The organism is Holdemanella biformis DSM 3989 (assembly GCF_000156655.1).
Classification (GTDB): domain Bacteria; phylum Bacillota_I; class Bacilli_A; order Erysipelotrichales; family Erysipelotrichaceae; genus Holdemanella; species Holdemanella biformis.
In genome coordinates, this window is record NZ_DS996841.1 from 246,878 (window position 1) to 263,891 (window position 17,014).

Annotated in this window: 17 protein-coding genes and 1 CRISPR repeat array; of the genes, 1 reads left to right on the plus strand and 16 read right to left on the minus strand. The window is 29.9% G+C overall.

The window, feature by feature from the left end:
• The 4 genes from EUBIFOR_RS12075 to EUBIFOR_RS02735 form a co-directional block, all read right to left on the minus strand.
• A partial coding sequence (locus EUBIFOR_RS12075) for an FtsX-like permease family protein (RefSeq protein ID WP_003864379.1) occupies positions 1 to 618 on the minus strand: 618 nt, incomplete at its 3' end.
• The gene (locus EUBIFOR_RS02725; RefSeq protein WP_040466097.1) at positions 611 to 1,378 is read right to left on the minus strand and encodes an ABC transporter ATP-binding protein; all 768 of its coding nucleotides are present in this window, start codon (positions 1,376 to 1,378) and stop codon (positions 611 to 613) included. The genes EUBIFOR_RS02725 and EUBIFOR_RS12075, both read right to left, overlap by 8 nt.
• Before the next feature lie 91 nt (positions 1,379 to 1,469).
• Positions 1,470 to 2,459, minus strand: coding sequence for a sensor histidine kinase (locus EUBIFOR_RS02730; RefSeq protein WP_003864381.1), 990 nt, complete (start codon positions 2,457 to 2,459; stop codon positions 1,470 to 1,472).
• Positions 2,456 to 3,124, minus strand: coding sequence for a response regulator transcription factor (locus tag EUBIFOR_RS02735; RefSeq protein WP_040466098.1), 669 nt, complete (start codon positions 3,122 to 3,124; stop codon positions 2,456 to 2,458). The genes EUBIFOR_RS02730 and EUBIFOR_RS02735 overlap by 4 nt, the downstream gene beginning before the upstream one ends.
• Before the next feature lie 364 nt (positions 3,125 to 3,488).
• On the opposite strand from EUBIFOR_RS02735, the gene EUBIFOR_RS02740 reads away from it, so the two are divergent.
• Entirely contained in the window at positions 3,489 to 4,214 is a 726-nt protein-coding gene (locus EUBIFOR_RS02740; RefSeq protein WP_003864384.1) for a metallophosphoesterase, read from the plus strand.
• A 98-nt stretch (positions 4,215 to 4,312) separates the two neighbouring features.
• Positions 4,313 to 5,299: direct repeats of the CRISPR family, unit length 33 nt; unit sequence AGCGTTAATCCTTTATAAGAACGATATACAACA.
• A 162-nt stretch (positions 5,300 to 5,461) separates the two neighbouring features.
• Here EUBIFOR_RS02740 and cas2 read toward each other — a convergent pair.
• From cas2 to EUBIFOR_RS02800, 12 genes are all read right to left on the minus strand, one after another.
• Positions 5,462 to 5,725 carry a CRISPR-associated endonuclease Cas2 gene (gene cas2, locus EUBIFOR_RS02745; RefSeq protein WP_003864385.1) on the minus strand — a complete coding sequence of 88 codons (264 nt, stop codon included), beginning with the start codon at positions 5,723 to 5,725 and terminating at the stop codon, positions 5,462 to 5,464.
• 4 nt (positions 5,726 to 5,729) lie between these two features.
• On the minus strand, positions 5,730 to 6,719 hold the full coding sequence (cas1b, locus tag EUBIFOR_RS02750; protein ID WP_003864386.1) for a type I-B CRISPR-associated endonuclease Cas1b: 990 nt from the start codon (positions 6,717 to 6,719) through the stop codon (positions 5,730 to 5,732).
• Complete coding sequence (cas6, locus tag EUBIFOR_RS02755; RefSeq protein ID WP_040466099.1) at positions 6,694 to 7,434, minus strand: CRISPR-associated endoribonuclease Cas6; 741 nt, start codon at positions 7,432 to 7,434, stop codon at positions 6,694 to 6,696. Before cas6 ends, cas1b begins: the two co-directional genes overlap by 26 nt.
• Entirely contained in the window at positions 7,412 to 8,131 is a 720-nt protein-coding gene (locus tag EUBIFOR_RS02760) for a hypothetical protein (protein ID WP_147587358.1), read from the minus strand. Before EUBIFOR_RS02760 ends, cas6 begins: the two co-directional genes overlap by 23 nt.
• Positions 8,124 to 9,263: a type III-A CRISPR-associated RAMP protein Csm5 gene (gene csm5, locus EUBIFOR_RS02765; RefSeq protein ID WP_003864389.1), complete on the minus strand. Its 1,140-nt coding sequence runs from the start codon at positions 9,261 to 9,263 to the stop codon at positions 8,124 to 8,126. The genes EUBIFOR_RS02760 and csm5 overlap by 8 nt, the downstream gene beginning before the upstream one ends.
• Position 9,264: 1 nt before the next feature.
• On the minus strand, positions 9,265 to 10,224 hold the full coding sequence (gene csm4, locus EUBIFOR_RS02770) for a type III-A CRISPR-associated RAMP protein Csm4 (protein WP_003864390.1): 960 nt from the start codon (positions 10,222 to 10,224) through the stop codon (positions 9,265 to 9,267).
• A gap of 2 nt (positions 10,225 to 10,226) precedes the next feature.
• Positions 10,227 to 10,865, minus strand: coding sequence for a type III-A CRISPR-associated RAMP protein Csm3 (csm3, locus tag EUBIFOR_RS02775; protein WP_040466101.1), 639 nt, complete (start codon positions 10,863 to 10,865; stop codon positions 10,227 to 10,229).
• Positions 10,866 to 10,878: 13 nt separating this feature from the next.
• On the minus strand, positions 10,879 to 11,325 hold the full coding sequence (csm2, locus tag EUBIFOR_RS02780) for a type III-A CRISPR-associated protein Csm2 (protein ID WP_003864392.1): 447 nt from the start codon (positions 11,323 to 11,325) through the stop codon (positions 10,879 to 10,881).
• 6 nt (positions 11,326 to 11,331) lie between these two features.
• Positions 11,332 to 13,653 (minus strand): type III-A CRISPR-associated protein Cas10/Csm1, encoded by a 2,322-nt coding sequence (gene cas10, locus EUBIFOR_RS02785; protein ID WP_003864393.1) that lies wholly within the window; start codon positions 13,651 to 13,653, stop codon positions 11,332 to 11,334.
• 18 nt (positions 13,654 to 13,671) lie between these two features.
• On the minus strand, positions 13,672 to 15,153 hold the full coding sequence (locus tag EUBIFOR_RS02790; RefSeq protein WP_003864394.1) for a hypothetical protein: 1,482 nt from the start codon (positions 15,151 to 15,153) through the stop codon (positions 13,672 to 13,674).
• Positions 15,154 to 15,166: 13 nt separating this feature from the next.
• A complete protein-coding gene (locus tag EUBIFOR_RS02795) occupies positions 15,167 to 15,538 on the minus strand; it encodes a hypothetical protein (protein ID WP_040466102.1) in 372 nt (123 codons plus the stop codon).
• Between the two features lie 246 nt (positions 15,539 to 15,784).
• Complete coding sequence (locus EUBIFOR_RS02800) at positions 15,785 to 16,774, minus strand: hypothetical protein (RefSeq protein WP_003864396.1); 990 nt, start codon at positions 16,772 to 16,774, stop codon at positions 15,785 to 15,787.
• Positions 16,775 to 17,014 lie beyond the last annotated feature (240 nt).

Below are 17,014 nucleotides of genomic sequence, written 5' to 3' on the forward strand. Positions count from 1 at the left end.
AATAATAGAAAGAACCCATTTGGCCTTAGGCTCTTTTTCACCCATATGACTCGAATGAAGCAATTCAATTGGACTTGAAATATGAATACGAATCATAGAATAGAAATAGATCAATACATAGATCAATCCAATCACAAGAACACATTGTCTCATACTTATAAATGAGAAATAGAAACCAAGTATAATATCTGCACCAATCATTTTTGCGATGATTAAAAACATCGCTTTATCAAACAAGATACCTAAACCAATACCTAAAGCTAATGATACAAATAAAGTAATCGCAGTTTCATAAAACAAGACGCGAGCTAAGTGTTTCTTTTCCATTCCTAATATAGAGAATAACGCGAACTCTTTTTGTCTTCTTTTAATTAAAAAGCTATGTGTATAGAACAAGAAGATAAACGCAAAGATTTCAATAATCACAACCCCAAAGCCTAACATCTGCGTTAGTGTCATTGCCCCTAACATCTCATTTAAGTTTGGATTGTTTGCCAAAGAAACAACCATATACAACATCATTGTCGTTAAGACACTCGTTAATATATAAGGAATGATGGTACGCGCATTCTTCTTCAAATTATCTACAGCTAAATTTAAATAGAAAGCTCTACTCATGGTGAACACCACCTGTAGCTAATAATGTCAACGTATCACTAATACATTGATACATCTGATCTAAATTTTTATTTCCCTTATAAATTTCATGGAAGATCTTTCCATCCTTAATAAATAGAACGCGAGACGCATGGCTTGCTGCCTTTGTCGAATGAGTAACCATTACGATTGTTTGTTGATTCGCATTGATCGTTCCGAATAAATGTAAAAGTTCTTCTGTACTTTTTGAATCCAAAGCTCCCGTTGGCTCATCCGCCAAAATTAGATCTGGATTTGTGATGATAGCACGAGCTACAGCCACACGCTGTTTTTGTCCACCACTAATTTCATATGGAAACTTATCTAAAATATCCTCAATCCCTAGTTGTTTGGCGATTGGAGTCAATCTTTCTTTCATTTCTGGATATTTCTTCTTACTTAAAACCAAAGGCAAGAAAATATTATCGCGATTATTAAAATTATCTAATAAGTTAAAATCTTGGAATACAAAGCCTAAGTGTTCTCTTCGAAAGTTCGCAATTTCTTTTTCTGAAATATGCGTAATATCTTTACCATGTAATAAGACTTGTCCACTTGTTGGTTTATCCAAAGCCGCCAAGATATTTAATAAGGTTGTCTTACCCGAACCAGACTCACCCATGATAGCTACATATTCGCCTTTATTCACACTAAAATTCACATTACTCAATGCCTGTACTTGATTCTGTGTAAATCTTGTTGTATATACTTTTTTCAAATTTTTTACTTCTAATAATGCCATATTCATTACCTCCATGTACACCAAAATTCTACAAAGGATTCAAAAATGCAGCCATCGATTCAGCTAACACTCATCTTACAAGATTGTAAGATTACTCTATTCTTCCTTCAAAATGCGTAAGATCTAATATCACTCGAGTGCCTTTACCAACACTTGATTCAATTCGAATTTTATGATTCAACATATCTAAAATATTTTTACATAAATATAGACCTAGACCACTGGCCGTTTTATCACTACGCCCATTCATGCCTGTATATCCTTTTTCAAACACACGATTTAAATCACTTGCACTAATACCTATACCATTATCGTCAATCACTAAAATATGTTTAGACTTCATATATATAGATATCAAACCATTTTCATTGGTATATTTAAGACTATTCGAAAGAATTTGTTCCAACACAAACACAAGCCACTTTTCATCACTCAAAATAACATCCCCGGTTTCTTTAAAACTCAACTGAATGTGTTTACGAATAAATTCTGTAGAAAAGCGACGAATCGATTGTCGAATTAAATCGTCCAATTCTAATTCTTTAAATAAGAAATCGGTATGCGTACTATGTAAGCGTAAATAGGCTAAAACCATATCTGTATATTGGTCCATACGTAAGAGTTGCAACTTAATTTCACCACGACTTAAGTTCTCATCTTCAAGTAGTAACTTCATAGCGGCAATGGGAAGTTTAGCCTGATGCACCCACATCGTAAAATAATCTTCTAGATCATGCATTTTATTTTCAGAAGAAATAACATACTCATCATGATACTCTTTCATAGCCACTAAGATTTTATGATAGTCTTCTCCCATCAATGAAGAATCTTGAAGATCACAAGACAAAGAAACATTACTATTGGATTGAAGCGTTACTAGTGTTTGGTGTTTCTTATAATATTTGTAGTAATCAAACAAGAAACAAACCACCAATAAAACGCATAAAATCATAAAGGCATATGTAAAAGCTTCAAGTTCTAGATTATAGAGTTTAAATACACATAAACAGATCAAAACACTTACAACATAAATCATTATAAAAAACAATCGATCTTTTAAATAATGGCCAAATAATTTCATACCTTATATCCCAACCCTTTTTTTGTTTGAATAAAATCCACAATGCCAATACTCTCTAACTTTTTACGCAAACGATTCACATTCACACTTAATGCATTTTCATCCACATAAAAATCCGTCTTCCACAAATATTCCATTAAACGATCTCGAGATACAATCGTCCCCTTCTTTTCCATAAGTAAGCGTAAGATCTTTGCCTCATTCTTGCTCAGTTCAATTTGAGAAGATTGAAAACTTACTGTATTATCATCTAAATTAAAGCGTATACCTTGATATTCCAGAATATTATGATTGGATACAAAGTCATAGCTACGTCTTAATATTGCCGTAATTTTAGCAGCTAAAACATTTAAATCAAAAGGCTTTACTACAAAATCATCCGCACCCTTAGATATAGCCATCACAATACTCATATTATCGGTAGCACTTGAAATAAAGATAATTGGAACTTTGGATTCTTCACGAATCTTTTCTGTCCACAAATATCCATTCAAATAAGGTAGCGTTATATCCATTAACACTAAGTCTGGATTAAAGGATTGAAATGCATCCATCACATTATAAAAATCAACCACTCGATAAACATCATAGTTCCAAGATTTAAGAAACGATTCTAACTTTTTTGAGATGAGTTCATCATCTTCTACAATCAATATTTTATACATAATCTCACCCACTTTATTATACTGCATAAACTAAGAAATCTTTCTAACAATGGTGTAAGATAAGACCAAAAGGAAGTGATAGTATGATCTATCTTCAAATGGGAATCCTTATTCTAGAAATCGGATTATGTATATTACTAAACAATCTTTTAAAGAACACATTAAACAAAAAAATACGATACGCATTTGTATCGCATTACTATTAAATTGTTGGAATATGCGTACATATCAAGCCATGTGAGCTATACATACACTATTCTGTTAACCAATCCTATTATTAATATTCAAGAAAAGAAAACCAATATTCTGCATAATAGTATCAGCTATCATATCCACTTCCATCGTTACTTTTGGTTCTGTGAATATGTATACCATCCATCAAACCACATATAATCTAAAAACAGAAAAAAGCATAACTCCAACAAAGATCTGTTTCATTTCAGATGTTCACTATCCCAATGCGAATAATCCTCAAAGATTAAAAGAAATCACAAATACATTAATGAAAGTTAAAACCGACTTCTATCTATTAGGTGGAGACTTCGTGGATGAATCCACATCCAAAGAAGATATGGAAATCCTATTTAAACAACTCAGAAGACTTACTAAAGTAGCCCCTGTTTATTTTGTATATGGTAATCACGAAGACAAAATAAAATTCACAAGAAATAAACTCAATCAAAAAATCACAAAAAACAATATCACCATTCTAAATGATCAAGAAGTACATTTTAATAACATAACTCTAATCGGCAGAAAAGATTACACAAACAAAAACCGCAAGAAAACAAAAGACTACAATCTATCCACTAAAACCTACAACATCATCCTCGACCATCAACCACAAGGAACAAGGGAAAATATCAAAAACAACGTTGACCTTCAACTCAGCGGTCACACTTATAACGGACAAATGTTTCCACTCTCTTATTCTTACCATTTACAACCTGACTTTGCCGGTAATTACGGAAAAGAAACATTCAAGCACAGGACAAAAATCATTAATTCAGGCCTTGTTGGTTGGGATTTTCCTATAAGAACAGAGGGTATATGTGAGTATGTGGTAGTTAATATAACACCTAAGAAGTAGCAATACTTCTTTTTTAACACTTAAACAACCACAATTCAAATCCTTTATAAGAACAATATTCAACTCAAACCCAATTGATAAGAATGTAATCTATCATGAGCGTTAATCCTTTATAAGAACAATATTCAACTAGATGGAAAAAAGAAAAAAAACATTTCAATTATTAGCGTTAATCCTTTATAAGAACGATATTCAACAAGAAAAATGATTGAAGAAAGAATCGATGAGTTGATGCGTTAATCCTTTATAAGAACAATATTCAACAATTCAGATCTGGACTGGTAACAGCGCTAAACATGGCGCTCAGCGTTAATCCTTTATAAGAACGATATTCAACACTTGCATTGAATGTATGTGTGTTCTTGTCTACTAAGCGTTAATCCTTTATAAGAACAATATTCAACAGGAGTAGGTAAAGAGGTAATTATACAAAACGGGAGAAACAAGCGTTAATCCTTTATAAGAACGATATTCAACATAAATAAGTTTATAAGTTTATTAAATAAATTATTGGCGTTAATCCTTTATAAGAACGATATTCAACATTATATGAGGATATACCAGCTTATTGCACTTTTACAGCGTTAATCCTTTATAAGAACGATATACAACAATAAAAAGCCGCTTACAGATCAGCAAAGATTAAAGCGTTAATCCTTTATAAGAACGATATACAACAGAAGATATTGACAAAATCGAAGAGTGCGAAAGCCAAAAAGCGTTAATCCTTTATAAGAACGATATACAACAAAACAAGAAAAATGATAGGATTTGAAAACATTACAAGCGTTAATCCTTTATAAGAACGATATACAACTATTGTTAGAACATCCATCGTTGAGCAATTCAGACAGCGTTAATCCTTTATAAGAACGATATACAACTGTGGAAAAAGAAAACGAACAAACAGGTGAGATCATGCGTTAATCCTTTATAAGAACGATATACAACATATGCGTAAGAACCAAGAAGGTATGTATGAAAATAAGCGTTAATCCTTTATAAGAACGATATACAACACAAAAAGAAAACGGCAGAAGAATGTGGCATTGAGCGTTAATCCTTTATAAGAACGATATACAACAGCAAATTTTTGCCATATACGTAGTATTTTACTACAAAAATATCTATAAATACTCTAAAATTCAGTAATCATTAGGAAAATATGTCAAATTTTTTCGACCACTTTTACTTTTTAATGGAAATATAGGCTTTTTTGGTTGAATTTTATACTGATGGTCGAATGATCAATCAATCAAAATATTTAGAGATTCATTCACTTTATTCAATCCTTCTTTATATATCTGTTTTTCATTATATGAAAAATAAAACAATACTGAATCCTCATCACTTGTAACTTTATGCAATTCTTCTTTTAAGACACTAAATTGTTTGGGTGTTAAAGTTCCTTCAAAAACAGACTTTTGTATATGAAACAGGTATTTTCTTAAAATTTTCATTACTTTAACACATGTTTTTTCGTTAACATCATACACACATATAACGTACATAATCTCACCACTTCATCACAAAAAAATCAAGTGTAATAGACTTATCTTTAATGTATTCAGATAACCGATGTACTTCTTTTGATAATATAGAGCGATAACTATAATTTCGCTTTGAATATACGATTGTGGATTGTAATAAAATATTGAATTCTTCAATAAATACCTTTGTTCCTTCTTTACTTAAGTAACATCTTCCGTCTGGTTTATATTGAAAATGAGATTGTTTTATCTGTTTTTTACGAATCAATCTTAAAACCATTCTATCTATATACACGGGTTTAAAAATGTCCGCCAGGTCATATTGTAATGAATCTGAGTTTTTACTTAAACTATGTATAAAACTAATTTGTGGAAATAAACTACTACGATCAAGAATTGATAAAATAATTCCATATAGTAATGTATATCCATAACTAAGCATAGCATTCACTTCATTTTGTGGTGGATTTTTTGTTCGCTTTTGAAACTTAAACTCTTCATTTTCTAGAACAACATCAAACATTTTATAATATGTCTGTTTTGCATTTGCCTCTATCAACATTAATTCATTCATAGTTTCTATATCGGATGCCATTCCCACCAAATCTTCAAGTTTTCTTATTAATTCATCCAAATTTTTTCCTTTTTTTCTATAATACTTTAAAACAGATAACATATTTTTGATTGAAGCTTTTAGAATAGACTTTGAAATATATAATCTTTGTGATTCATCCCTATATTTATTTACTTGGTTTACTAAAACACGACCATCTTTATAATCTTTAGGAGCATATCTTCCTATATAATTTCCATAAAAATTATAAAATAATATCAATACTTCATACTTGTTTAATAGAGCTAATACTCTTTTATTTAAACTAACTTCTGAAAAACAAATAATCATATCTACTTGCTCTATCGGAATATAATCATCTTTGTCTTTACTCTCTAATACAAGAGAATTATCTTTTCTTTTTAAGTTTCCACTTTTATACAAATAAACTACTTTCTTCACTCTTTTTCACTTCTATCATTCCAAAACCAGCTGGTCCTTTAGCTGAAATCCCAGTATCACACAATAAACTTAATGTTTCAAAATTAGTTTTTACTATCATTTCACTCAGGTATCCAACGTAAAATGTATTTTTAAATTTAACTAATCTTTTTTTCTCATATAAAACTTTTTCCACATTAAAAGAAATATCGTCTTGTTTGATATCTAATGCATGACATTTATCTAGTAAATTATTCATACAAAGAGTATTAAACTCAGCATCACTAGGTTTAAAATAATTTACATAACAATCTGTTGTAGTATAAGTAACAATTGGAGAAAGTGTATGAATTACAATTTGTTTCTCTCCAGTAAAATATTCTAAATTCATAAATTTTATAGACACCAATTGAATGAATTGATTATTTAAAATAACTTTTTCATTACTTGTATAAAAATCATAAATTTCTTTTAAGAATTCTTCAGAATAACTGGAAACATAAAAAGTAATTGAATCTTCAAAAACCATAAATCTATCGTTTATTTTATACTTTCCGAATAGATTACTGAAGACAAACATTTTAAAGACTTTTCTCTCAAACCGATATCCTTGATTATGAAAAAAATCACCTTTATCCTCTTTATCAAAAGCACTATATATTAATCCTTGAATCATATGTTGATAATTAAAAGGTACTTTTAAATTATTGCATTTAAACGTTAGTTGTAATCTCAATTTGTCCACCACCTACACAATTATATTTGCCAACACCAATTTCTAAAAAATCAGAATTTAAACTAAAGGATTTATTTACACATCCAATAAATCCCTTAGGATAGATTTTCTTGGTTTTCATAAAAGCAGAAACGCCTTCTACATACCGACAATTTTCTAACTGCAAATCACTTGAAAAAAATTCATAAGCTGTCTCATAATGCTCATTATAATAAGCAACCATTTTATTATAAACCTCAGAAACATTCTTGTTTTCTAATGGAGTTGAAAATACTAATTTATCACAATTCATATTTTTTGAATTCAAATCCGTTTTCGTAATTTTGATTAAATAAAAGAAATTACCAAACAAGCTCTGATTCAAATTGGAAAACAATAAATCTACATAATCTGAATAAGATTTATTGTTTCCAATAAAATAAAATTCAAATCTTTTTTGTTCATTTTTTCCAAAATGGGACTTACCAAACATATCACTTTTAACAAGAATACCTGGATAAAATCTAAAATTTTCGCCTGTCATTAAGTAATACCTGCATTCTTTACATTGACTGCACTCATTACACTTAGTCATAGAGTTGAAACAGGATAGATCATAAATAAAATTCATCAATTTTCTGTATATTGATAAATCTAAGTTTTCTCTAAATTTGGCTCCCATTGGAAAAGAAATCAAAACTTCAACTTTTTTAATCATATTGAATTTTAATAAATCCAGGCAAATAATCTTTTTCTCCATTTGAATAAATCATTCGTGTTTTAGGCATTGTTCTCTCGTTAGGCTTTGTTTTCCCCTTTTTCACTGGAGCAAAGTGCTGCCAGAAACATTCTTTATATAAACCAGGATCATTATTCTTAATCAAATAAGAAACTGTCTTAGCAAAATAATTTGTTGAATTACCCACTCGTAGAACCACTGTATTAGGATTTTCTAATTCTTTCTTTATTTCATTTAACTTCTCATTTATGCCAACAAAGCTTTCGTAAAAGTTAAAATAATTTTTATCTGTATCTGCATTTAAAATATCTTTTGTGAAAGCATTGCATGCTTTTAAGAAAACTTTACGCTTAAATGAATTTATCAATGTGATATAAGGCTTTTCTTTATATTTATCTTTTAAGACATTCAATTTAAACTCGTCAAAATGAAACAATACTAAATTAGTAGTTTGTAATGGTGGAATACATTCTTTATATGTAGTTGGAATTGAACCACTCATATCTCGATTACTTCCCTTTCTACTTGCAAAAAACAATTCCATTTCATTAAAATATATATCCTGGCATAACAAGCAAGAATATAATTCTTTATAAAAATTTGCATGATCATTATCTAAAGATTTTCCAAACATAAGTTCATGAAAGTCAAGATTTTTATTTTGGCCACCCTTGATTTGTTTATAAATATTAGGTCTAATTTGATCATAGTTTAATTTTAATAAATAATATTTCCATGAATTTAATAACGTACCCTTTATAGTAGAACCAGGTATAAAAGGTTTATGTAAATCATGCATCTGCTCTGAAACATCATTTCTAGCTTTACTTAAAGATCCATCATATGTATACTCCAAATTATATAGTGGAGTTAGTTTTGAATAATCAACATATTGATGTATATATCTATATAACAATTTTTTACTAGGCTGTCTTGAACTTAATTCGTCAAGTAAGCGTGAATCTGTCATCACCTTAGGTGGAAGTTGTGAAAGAACATCTGTAAACCTATATCGATTAACAGTAATATCATTAACTTTGTGATAACAAGGCATTTCAACCTCATTACCTGTTGCGATGTGAACTGGGGTCAAAATTGTAATTCTATCCATATTACAACACAAAACCTATTGCATAATGATAAACAGTCTTACCATTTACACAAGATTCTAACACCTTTCCATAATATTCTTTATTTTCTAAAAATCTCATAAAACTTCCCTCCATCAAATGCATAAATCTACCACTAACATAACCCCCAGCATAGTTTTCAGAAGTACGATACACATTACTAGTAAGTTTATAAAACGAATTGCTATAATCCACTTCTTCATCATTTGGAATATAACGACTTAAAACCAATTTACTCTCCATATCACTTGATTGATTCCATTCTTCAATTCTTTCTAATCTAAATGAATTATCTCCAACCGTTCTTCTTGAACCTACTCCAAAATATTCAAAATAATTAAAGATAGATTTTAAATAATCCACATTTTCTTCTGTTTTTACATATATGCAAAATTCAGTACCTTTCGGATAATAAATCGCATTAGAATAGAACAAAGTCTTATCATTTTCCTTTTCAGGAAATCCATTTCGAGTTAATAAAACTGAATCCATTTCCATATCAAACGTTTCACTTGAATATTTTAACAATCCATTTCTGATCTCAAAATCATTACTTTTTTCTTGTAAATCTACAGTAAGTGTTTCTATTCTGTTATTTTCTACATAATTTTTATAAACCATTTCTGACATCGATGAAATTTGTTTATATCGCTTTGCATTTTCAAGCACCCTTAATTTATCCTCTGCTTTTACATTGCCAAGTAAGGTATTAATATACTCTAAAGAAAAAACATTCTTTTTAATCATAGGTAGCGTATGATTTAGAAACATAGATGAATGTACCATCTTCGCCTTTGCATTTAATGAGGAAATATATTCATCAAGCGCATCTTTTCCTCTTGTTTGCAATAAAATATTACATATTGCACCGAAAATTGTTTGGGAATTTGGTATCTCATTCACTACAGATTGGCAAGTAAAAACAATTTTATAAGTTTTCATTTTTAGAATTCAACTTTCTGAAAATCTTGGGAATGAATTTCTACTCTACCATATCCTCTAGTTCCGCTACCTCCAAGATAATTTAATTCCAACATTTTCAAAGCATCATTGACTACTTCTTTTAATTGTTCTGCATCGTCACCTTCATAAATCTGCAAAACAATTTCACCACTAAATTTTGCACCTCTAGGAACACGTTCAATGAATCGTGGATTTGCTGCTCTTCCATTTAATAAATCAATACTATTTTCCGCCTTAATTTCAGTAAACGTTCCTAAACCAAGGTGTTTTTGTAACTCCTCTTTACTTTCATCTGTTAAGTATGCATCTCTAAAAATACATCTTGAAACCTTCAACTCGTCACTTGTTGAAACAGGCTCAAAAAGACATCGTATTTCATCTCTTTCAAGCACCATTTCAGATTCTTTTTTTCCAAGCAATACTTTTCCATACTTTTGGGTCAATAAAGAACGCAGTTTTCCTTTAATAGAACTACCAGGAATATATGGTTCATGTGTCAATGGATTCTTTATAACTGTTGAATCAGCTCCACCAATATCAAATGTATCTGTAGAACCTCCAATATGTAACCCTGTCAATAACTCAATTTCAAAATCTAATCTATAAATACGTTCTAACATTTTACTTTCCTCCTTAACATTTATGGTATGCAACAATACTCGTAAACAATTCATCAAATACTTCTATATCTTTAGCGCATGTAATCGAATTTTCATTTAAATGCTCTACTAGAAATCGATAAATCTTTTTTAATTTTGGTTCTCTTCCTCCATTATATGCAGACAAAGGCAATAACATAAATAATCGATTTCTCACATCATCGAAGTTAGCATCTTTATTTCCTAGTTCTTGTCTACATAACTTTACTTGATTTAAAATTTTTCTTAATTGATGCGTTGTGATACCCTTAAAACTAACTGCAATTTTATAAGCTTCTCCATCCGGTAAAAACAATTTTGATTTATCCGCATAATAAATATGTAACGGCTTTTCTATTTTATGTATTTCCTGTTCTATATTTTGACTTGAATAATTATTAGTACGATGACCATGGCCTGTATAATTTTTTCTTTGTTCCATTATTAATTACCCCCTAGTTTGCATAATAGCTAACTTCATTTCCAAAACCAATTTTTTTAATTGATCACAATTCATATTTGCCATACTTATTTTTGATATTAAATCTTGTCGAACATCTTTATTCTTAACATTTCGCTTTAATGAATATAAAAGAATAGGAATATTGCGATAGTATTTTTCCATATTTTCTACATCCAGTACTTTCATCATATTATAAAAGTTTGTTCGGGAAATATCTTGATTCGTAATATACTTTCTGAAAACATTAACCTGCTGTAACACTTGTTCATACTCATTCATTTTGCAAGATGTATGTATCAATGTAATTCCATTCTTTCCATCCAATGCTTTTGATTGATTTAAATATTCCTCTGCTTCTTTAATACCAAATCTTATCGGTGCACTTGGTGATTGAATAGTGATGCCACCAGAAATCGTTATATTTTTATTTAACGTGTATTCACTAAACCTTTCATTAATAACTTTAGATAATTCTAAAATTCCTGAGGCTGGACCCATTATCACCAAATCATCTCCACCTGCATAATTGATATAAAACATAGATTCATTGTTGCTGAATTGACTTATATTCGAATTCATCTTTTTTGAAACCTCAACACAAATATTCATCAATTCATGTCCAAAAAAGTTTTCCATCATCCTACTCAATGTCAAAAACTTAGATAATGATCTTTGTTTTTCCATTCCAAACGCAAATATTGCACCTAAATTATCCACATCCATTTTCAAAATCCCTAATTTAGGATCCCCATAAGATGTATCCACTAAATTTATTACCATATTTTCAAAAGGAATAATTCTATCATTCTTTTTAGGTACTAAGTTTGCTATTAAACGAGTATTCCCCAAATGAGATTGATTTAATGATTCAATATAATCATATTTATTTATGATTAGTGGATAATCCTCTTTTGAAATCAAATAAAAATCCATATATCCCATATCAATTTTTATACAATCACTCACTTGATCATCTAATCTGCGATTAAAATCATAAACCAAGAAAAAATCATCATGCTTTATGCAGAAATCAGATATTTCAATTATCGTCTTACAGATATCACATGTATCATTTTCTTTTTCTACAAAATTTGTTCCGCACATCTTACATACATAATTTGACTTTGGTTTGTTAAAGAAAAAATCACTATTTAATACTTTATTAAACTTTCTATTCTTTTCTTCATCTAATTTCGATTTTAATTTTGTTGCTTTAGAAATTTTAAATGTTTCTAATTCTTTTCTATCACATTCAACCCATGCATATACATAATTGATATCTACACTGAATTTATCAAGCAGAATCTCTTGAACCTTTTGTGTTACTTTGTTTAATTTTTCTTCAAAATTTTTACACTTTGGAAGCAACAATAAAGCACCTCCACCTGTGTTAAAAATAATGTTACTTTGAGTCAACCCAAATTCATAAAGATAACTATAAGTAATGATATTAGTTATTGCTGAAACCAAAAAAGATCTACCTCTTAATGATTTAGCAACATCCCTTTTTGTATCTTTACCTTCCGTTACTTTAAAAATGAATTTTTGTATACCAGAAACATCAAATTCAAACATAATAAAGTTTTCGTCTTCCGTATCATTTAAATACAAACAGCTCGCAATTGCAGACGTTAATTTGGAATGATCAAACAAGCTAACATATGTTTTACTTCCCTCATAAGTTGAAGCAGGAACTAATGTTGTGTATTCATACATCAAAGCGTACAAACGATCAAAACAATACTTATCTACTTCCGAAGTAAAATAATCCTCAGATTTCAAATCATTAATAAAGGCTTGAAATAGACCTAAATACTCTCCTACACTCTCATTCTTATCTGTCATTTCAAAATCAACTGTTGGATACCCCATCTTATGAAATGGTCGTAACGGATAAGTTGCCAAAGCCTTCTGTTTTCCAAAATCTACTTCATGCACTACAGACGATAATCGAACTTGTTGAAATGTCCCTTTCTTGTTATTTTCTTCATAGTCCTTTTCTTCATCTTTTCTATCAATTGATGAAGCAATTTGATCTGCCTTACGCAAAATTTTAGCCAATGGTCTTTGATCATCAATATGGTGAGAACTCGTGATCATTTCTAATTCATTATCCATTCCTAGATATTCATGAAAAAACCTAGATGTATAACCACTATGTAAATGAGTATAATATCCAGCCTTAGCCATGGGTGTCACTAGTTTTTCTCGTTCTGTTAAATCAGACACCATCTTTGTTCTTTGGTAAAATTTGCCTATATCATGCATTAACCCTGAAAATGCAACATCTAAAACTTTATATTCCATAAACACATCCCCTTTCTTTTATGCTCTATATAAAATTCTGGCTAGATCAATATATCCTGCAATAGCTTCTTTAATGTCATATACATTTGTTTTTCTTTCACCAATTGCATGATTCGCAATGTTTCTTTCTTGTTTTAATGTATAATGCAAAATTAAAAATCTCATGCACATATCTTGTAAATATTGATCTATATAAATACCTTTTTTTAACATTACTTTTAAAAGTACGTTCTTTTTATATGAAATAGTTAAAAATACTTTATTATTAAAATTTGGTGTAGATTGCCTTGAAAAATTCAAATACTCTTGATGAGTCTTATTTAATTCAAATATAATTTGTTTACCATTATCATCTTTATCAAAAATATTCAGAGCTTTGATCCACTTAATAAAAATAAAATTAATATCCGATTCCCACTCACGATGTTGCATAGCTTTTGCACATTCTATCGCATCCTTAACTTTTATTTTTGATTTGTTTGGATCCTTTTTTATTTCCACCATAAAATTTTCATCGTAGTGAAATATACCCTTTTTGAATAATTCTTCTGGCATTTTGCTTTCGATTAAAGTTAATGCTTGTTGCAAATACCCTTTTGTTAAGCACCATTGAATTTCATCAATAACATCATGATCTTCTTTTAATAGTACTCCATAATCCATACGAATATTTTTTATAAATAATTCAAGCAAAGAATCTTGTTTGATTTCACGATTGTTTAACCAATTCGACATATCTTCCAGCGACTTTTGAAATACCGACATATCACATAGGGTTAGCGCATCCGCTACTTGATTTGCCTTTTCAGTAAAATCACGAAGTGATAAATCATTTAAATTATTCAGACTTTTAATTGAAATCGGCTTACCAAAATTTAAAAATTCATTCATACCACTAACAAAATCTATATAATCAAAATACTTTGTATCATCTTTGATTGTATTAGGTTTTGATTTATTCATAATAATCGTATAAATTGCAGATGGATATATAGATTCATGTTTTAACAATGAAAGAATTGTTTGAAAAGTCATTTGAGTATTTCGCGGTCCTCCATGCATATCTATATATAAATTAAAATCATTACTTTTATCTTTTAATTCCCTCAATTGATTCATCGCAAGAATAATACCCGGAATAATATCATCTACATCAATAGGAATGGATATGATTTTTGGCATTTGTTGAAATGCCTTTTGACCATTACATAACATTTTTTCAAAAAACTCTTTTGCATTAATATCAATAAAGCTATACTGTTCAACATTTTCTTTTATACATCTAACTCTAGGTAATATGGCATTATCTACTTCATGTGTATTTAAAGTTATAATACAATCCAATGACTGATTATTCTCTTTTAATTTTTCATTTAAAAATTTAGGAATAGGTTCCAATTGATAATATCCATCAAAACAAGGATCTTCACCATACTGATATTCAAAACATTTTAAATTTTCTCCAGAAACTGTGCTTAATGCTAATAGTAATACATTCATTGTCCAAACCTTCTCATTCTTTCGGTAATGTAGCTTTTACGAAACCACAATGCTTAAATATTAATGTCTTTTTAACTCTGCCATCTTTTTGAATAACATCTTTACTAATGCGCTTTGTAAAAGAATAATATGCATCAATATTTCGTTTATTTAATTCAAAAATCAAAAATGGCATCAAATACATTGCACCACCGATCAATACTGAATCAGCATTTTCATGTAATGCATAATCAGCTAATTGACTTGCTCTATTTTTTAAATCAGATTCTGTTGGAATATCATAAAAAGTTAATAAAGAACAAACATAACGCTTGTTCAAAGGCTCTATGATTCTATTTTGGGCTTGTTCTTTAGTTAAAATATGCTGTGTTAAATTTAACATCATAATAAATACCTTCTTTCTACTTTTAAGAAAGTAGAATTTTACAGGTAAGTGTCTCATTTCACTTACATTTAAACGCTTACATATATGTATATATTTTAGCACATACTTATTTCATTTCCTACTTTCAGTTTGATTATTAAACTTTCAATTCATTAATCTAAGGTAAAACACATAAATTGTGTTTTACCTTAAACTTAGTGTTCAACTCCTACTGTCTGATTATCCATGATATTCACCTTCCTTTCCCTAGAATAAATTGAAGAATAGACTGACACTGTCGATAAAGTCATCAACCTTGTCGCCAACTCTATCTAGTCCTTCACCAATACTATCGACAACCCTATAAGCGACTTCGTCAGCTGCATCAGAAATAAAGTCTCCAACACCTCGACCAATATCTTCTAATACTTCTTTGACTTCTCCATCTGTGGCATCCATAACAACCTTTCCTGCAATGGTGGCTGCTGCAATACCTGCAGCTACTGGTGCTGCTACCGCTACTAATGGTGCTGCCGCTAAAGCTGGTACAGATGCGATTCCAGCTGCCGTTGCTGAAGTTGCTACAGTAGCTGCTGCAGAGCCTACATAGCCTGAGGCAAAGCCTCTAACACCATTAGATGCTGCATGAGCTAACATTTCCTCGCCAGATTCACAATTCACAATATCTTCAACAGCTCCAACCGCAACATTTGCAACAGCACCAAATGATCCAGCTCGAGATGAGTTGTGTGCAATATTGTCAAGACTTGGCATTTTGCCTGAAAAAGACTCTGTAATTCTAGAAGTATCCTTTGATGAGATTCCTGTTGAACTCATTTTCTGGGCAGTCATATTTTCAGTTGCCTTATTGTAAAGTTCTGTAGTTTCTTTTGTCCCCATAAAATTAGTGCCTTGATACTTACCATTTACTCCTTGAGTTACCGTTTTTTTCACTCCAGAAGAAGATACAGTATCTTTCAACTGAGCACGATACTTAACGACACCATCTTTTACACTCACTAAATCATCGCGCACTGCATTAGTTTTTGTAGATAGTTTTGTCACACCAAGTTCTGGACGTGTAACATTTAATTTATCTGCATACATAATTTCATGCGCAATACCCTTACTTTGTGAAGAAGCTAGATTTCCCGCTCTTTCAACGACACGTGCATTCACACTTCCTTCATAAATTGTTTGTACAGAATTCAATCCTGTAGATACATTTGATTCATAATTTTTTTGATCTTTATTCATACTATTTTTCCTCCTACAGGTTATCCCTGTTTACACATGAATATTAACAAAATAAAAGTAGTTTTAACATGGATACTTTTTTCATTTTATGTACTACTCATATTTGCATTTTAAAACTATATTATCAATTATTTTATATATTTATGTACTACTATAATTAGTATATGTTATAATTTAATTGAAAAAAGGAGGAAATTATCATGGATTTTATTGACCCAATACGATTATATTTCACAAATT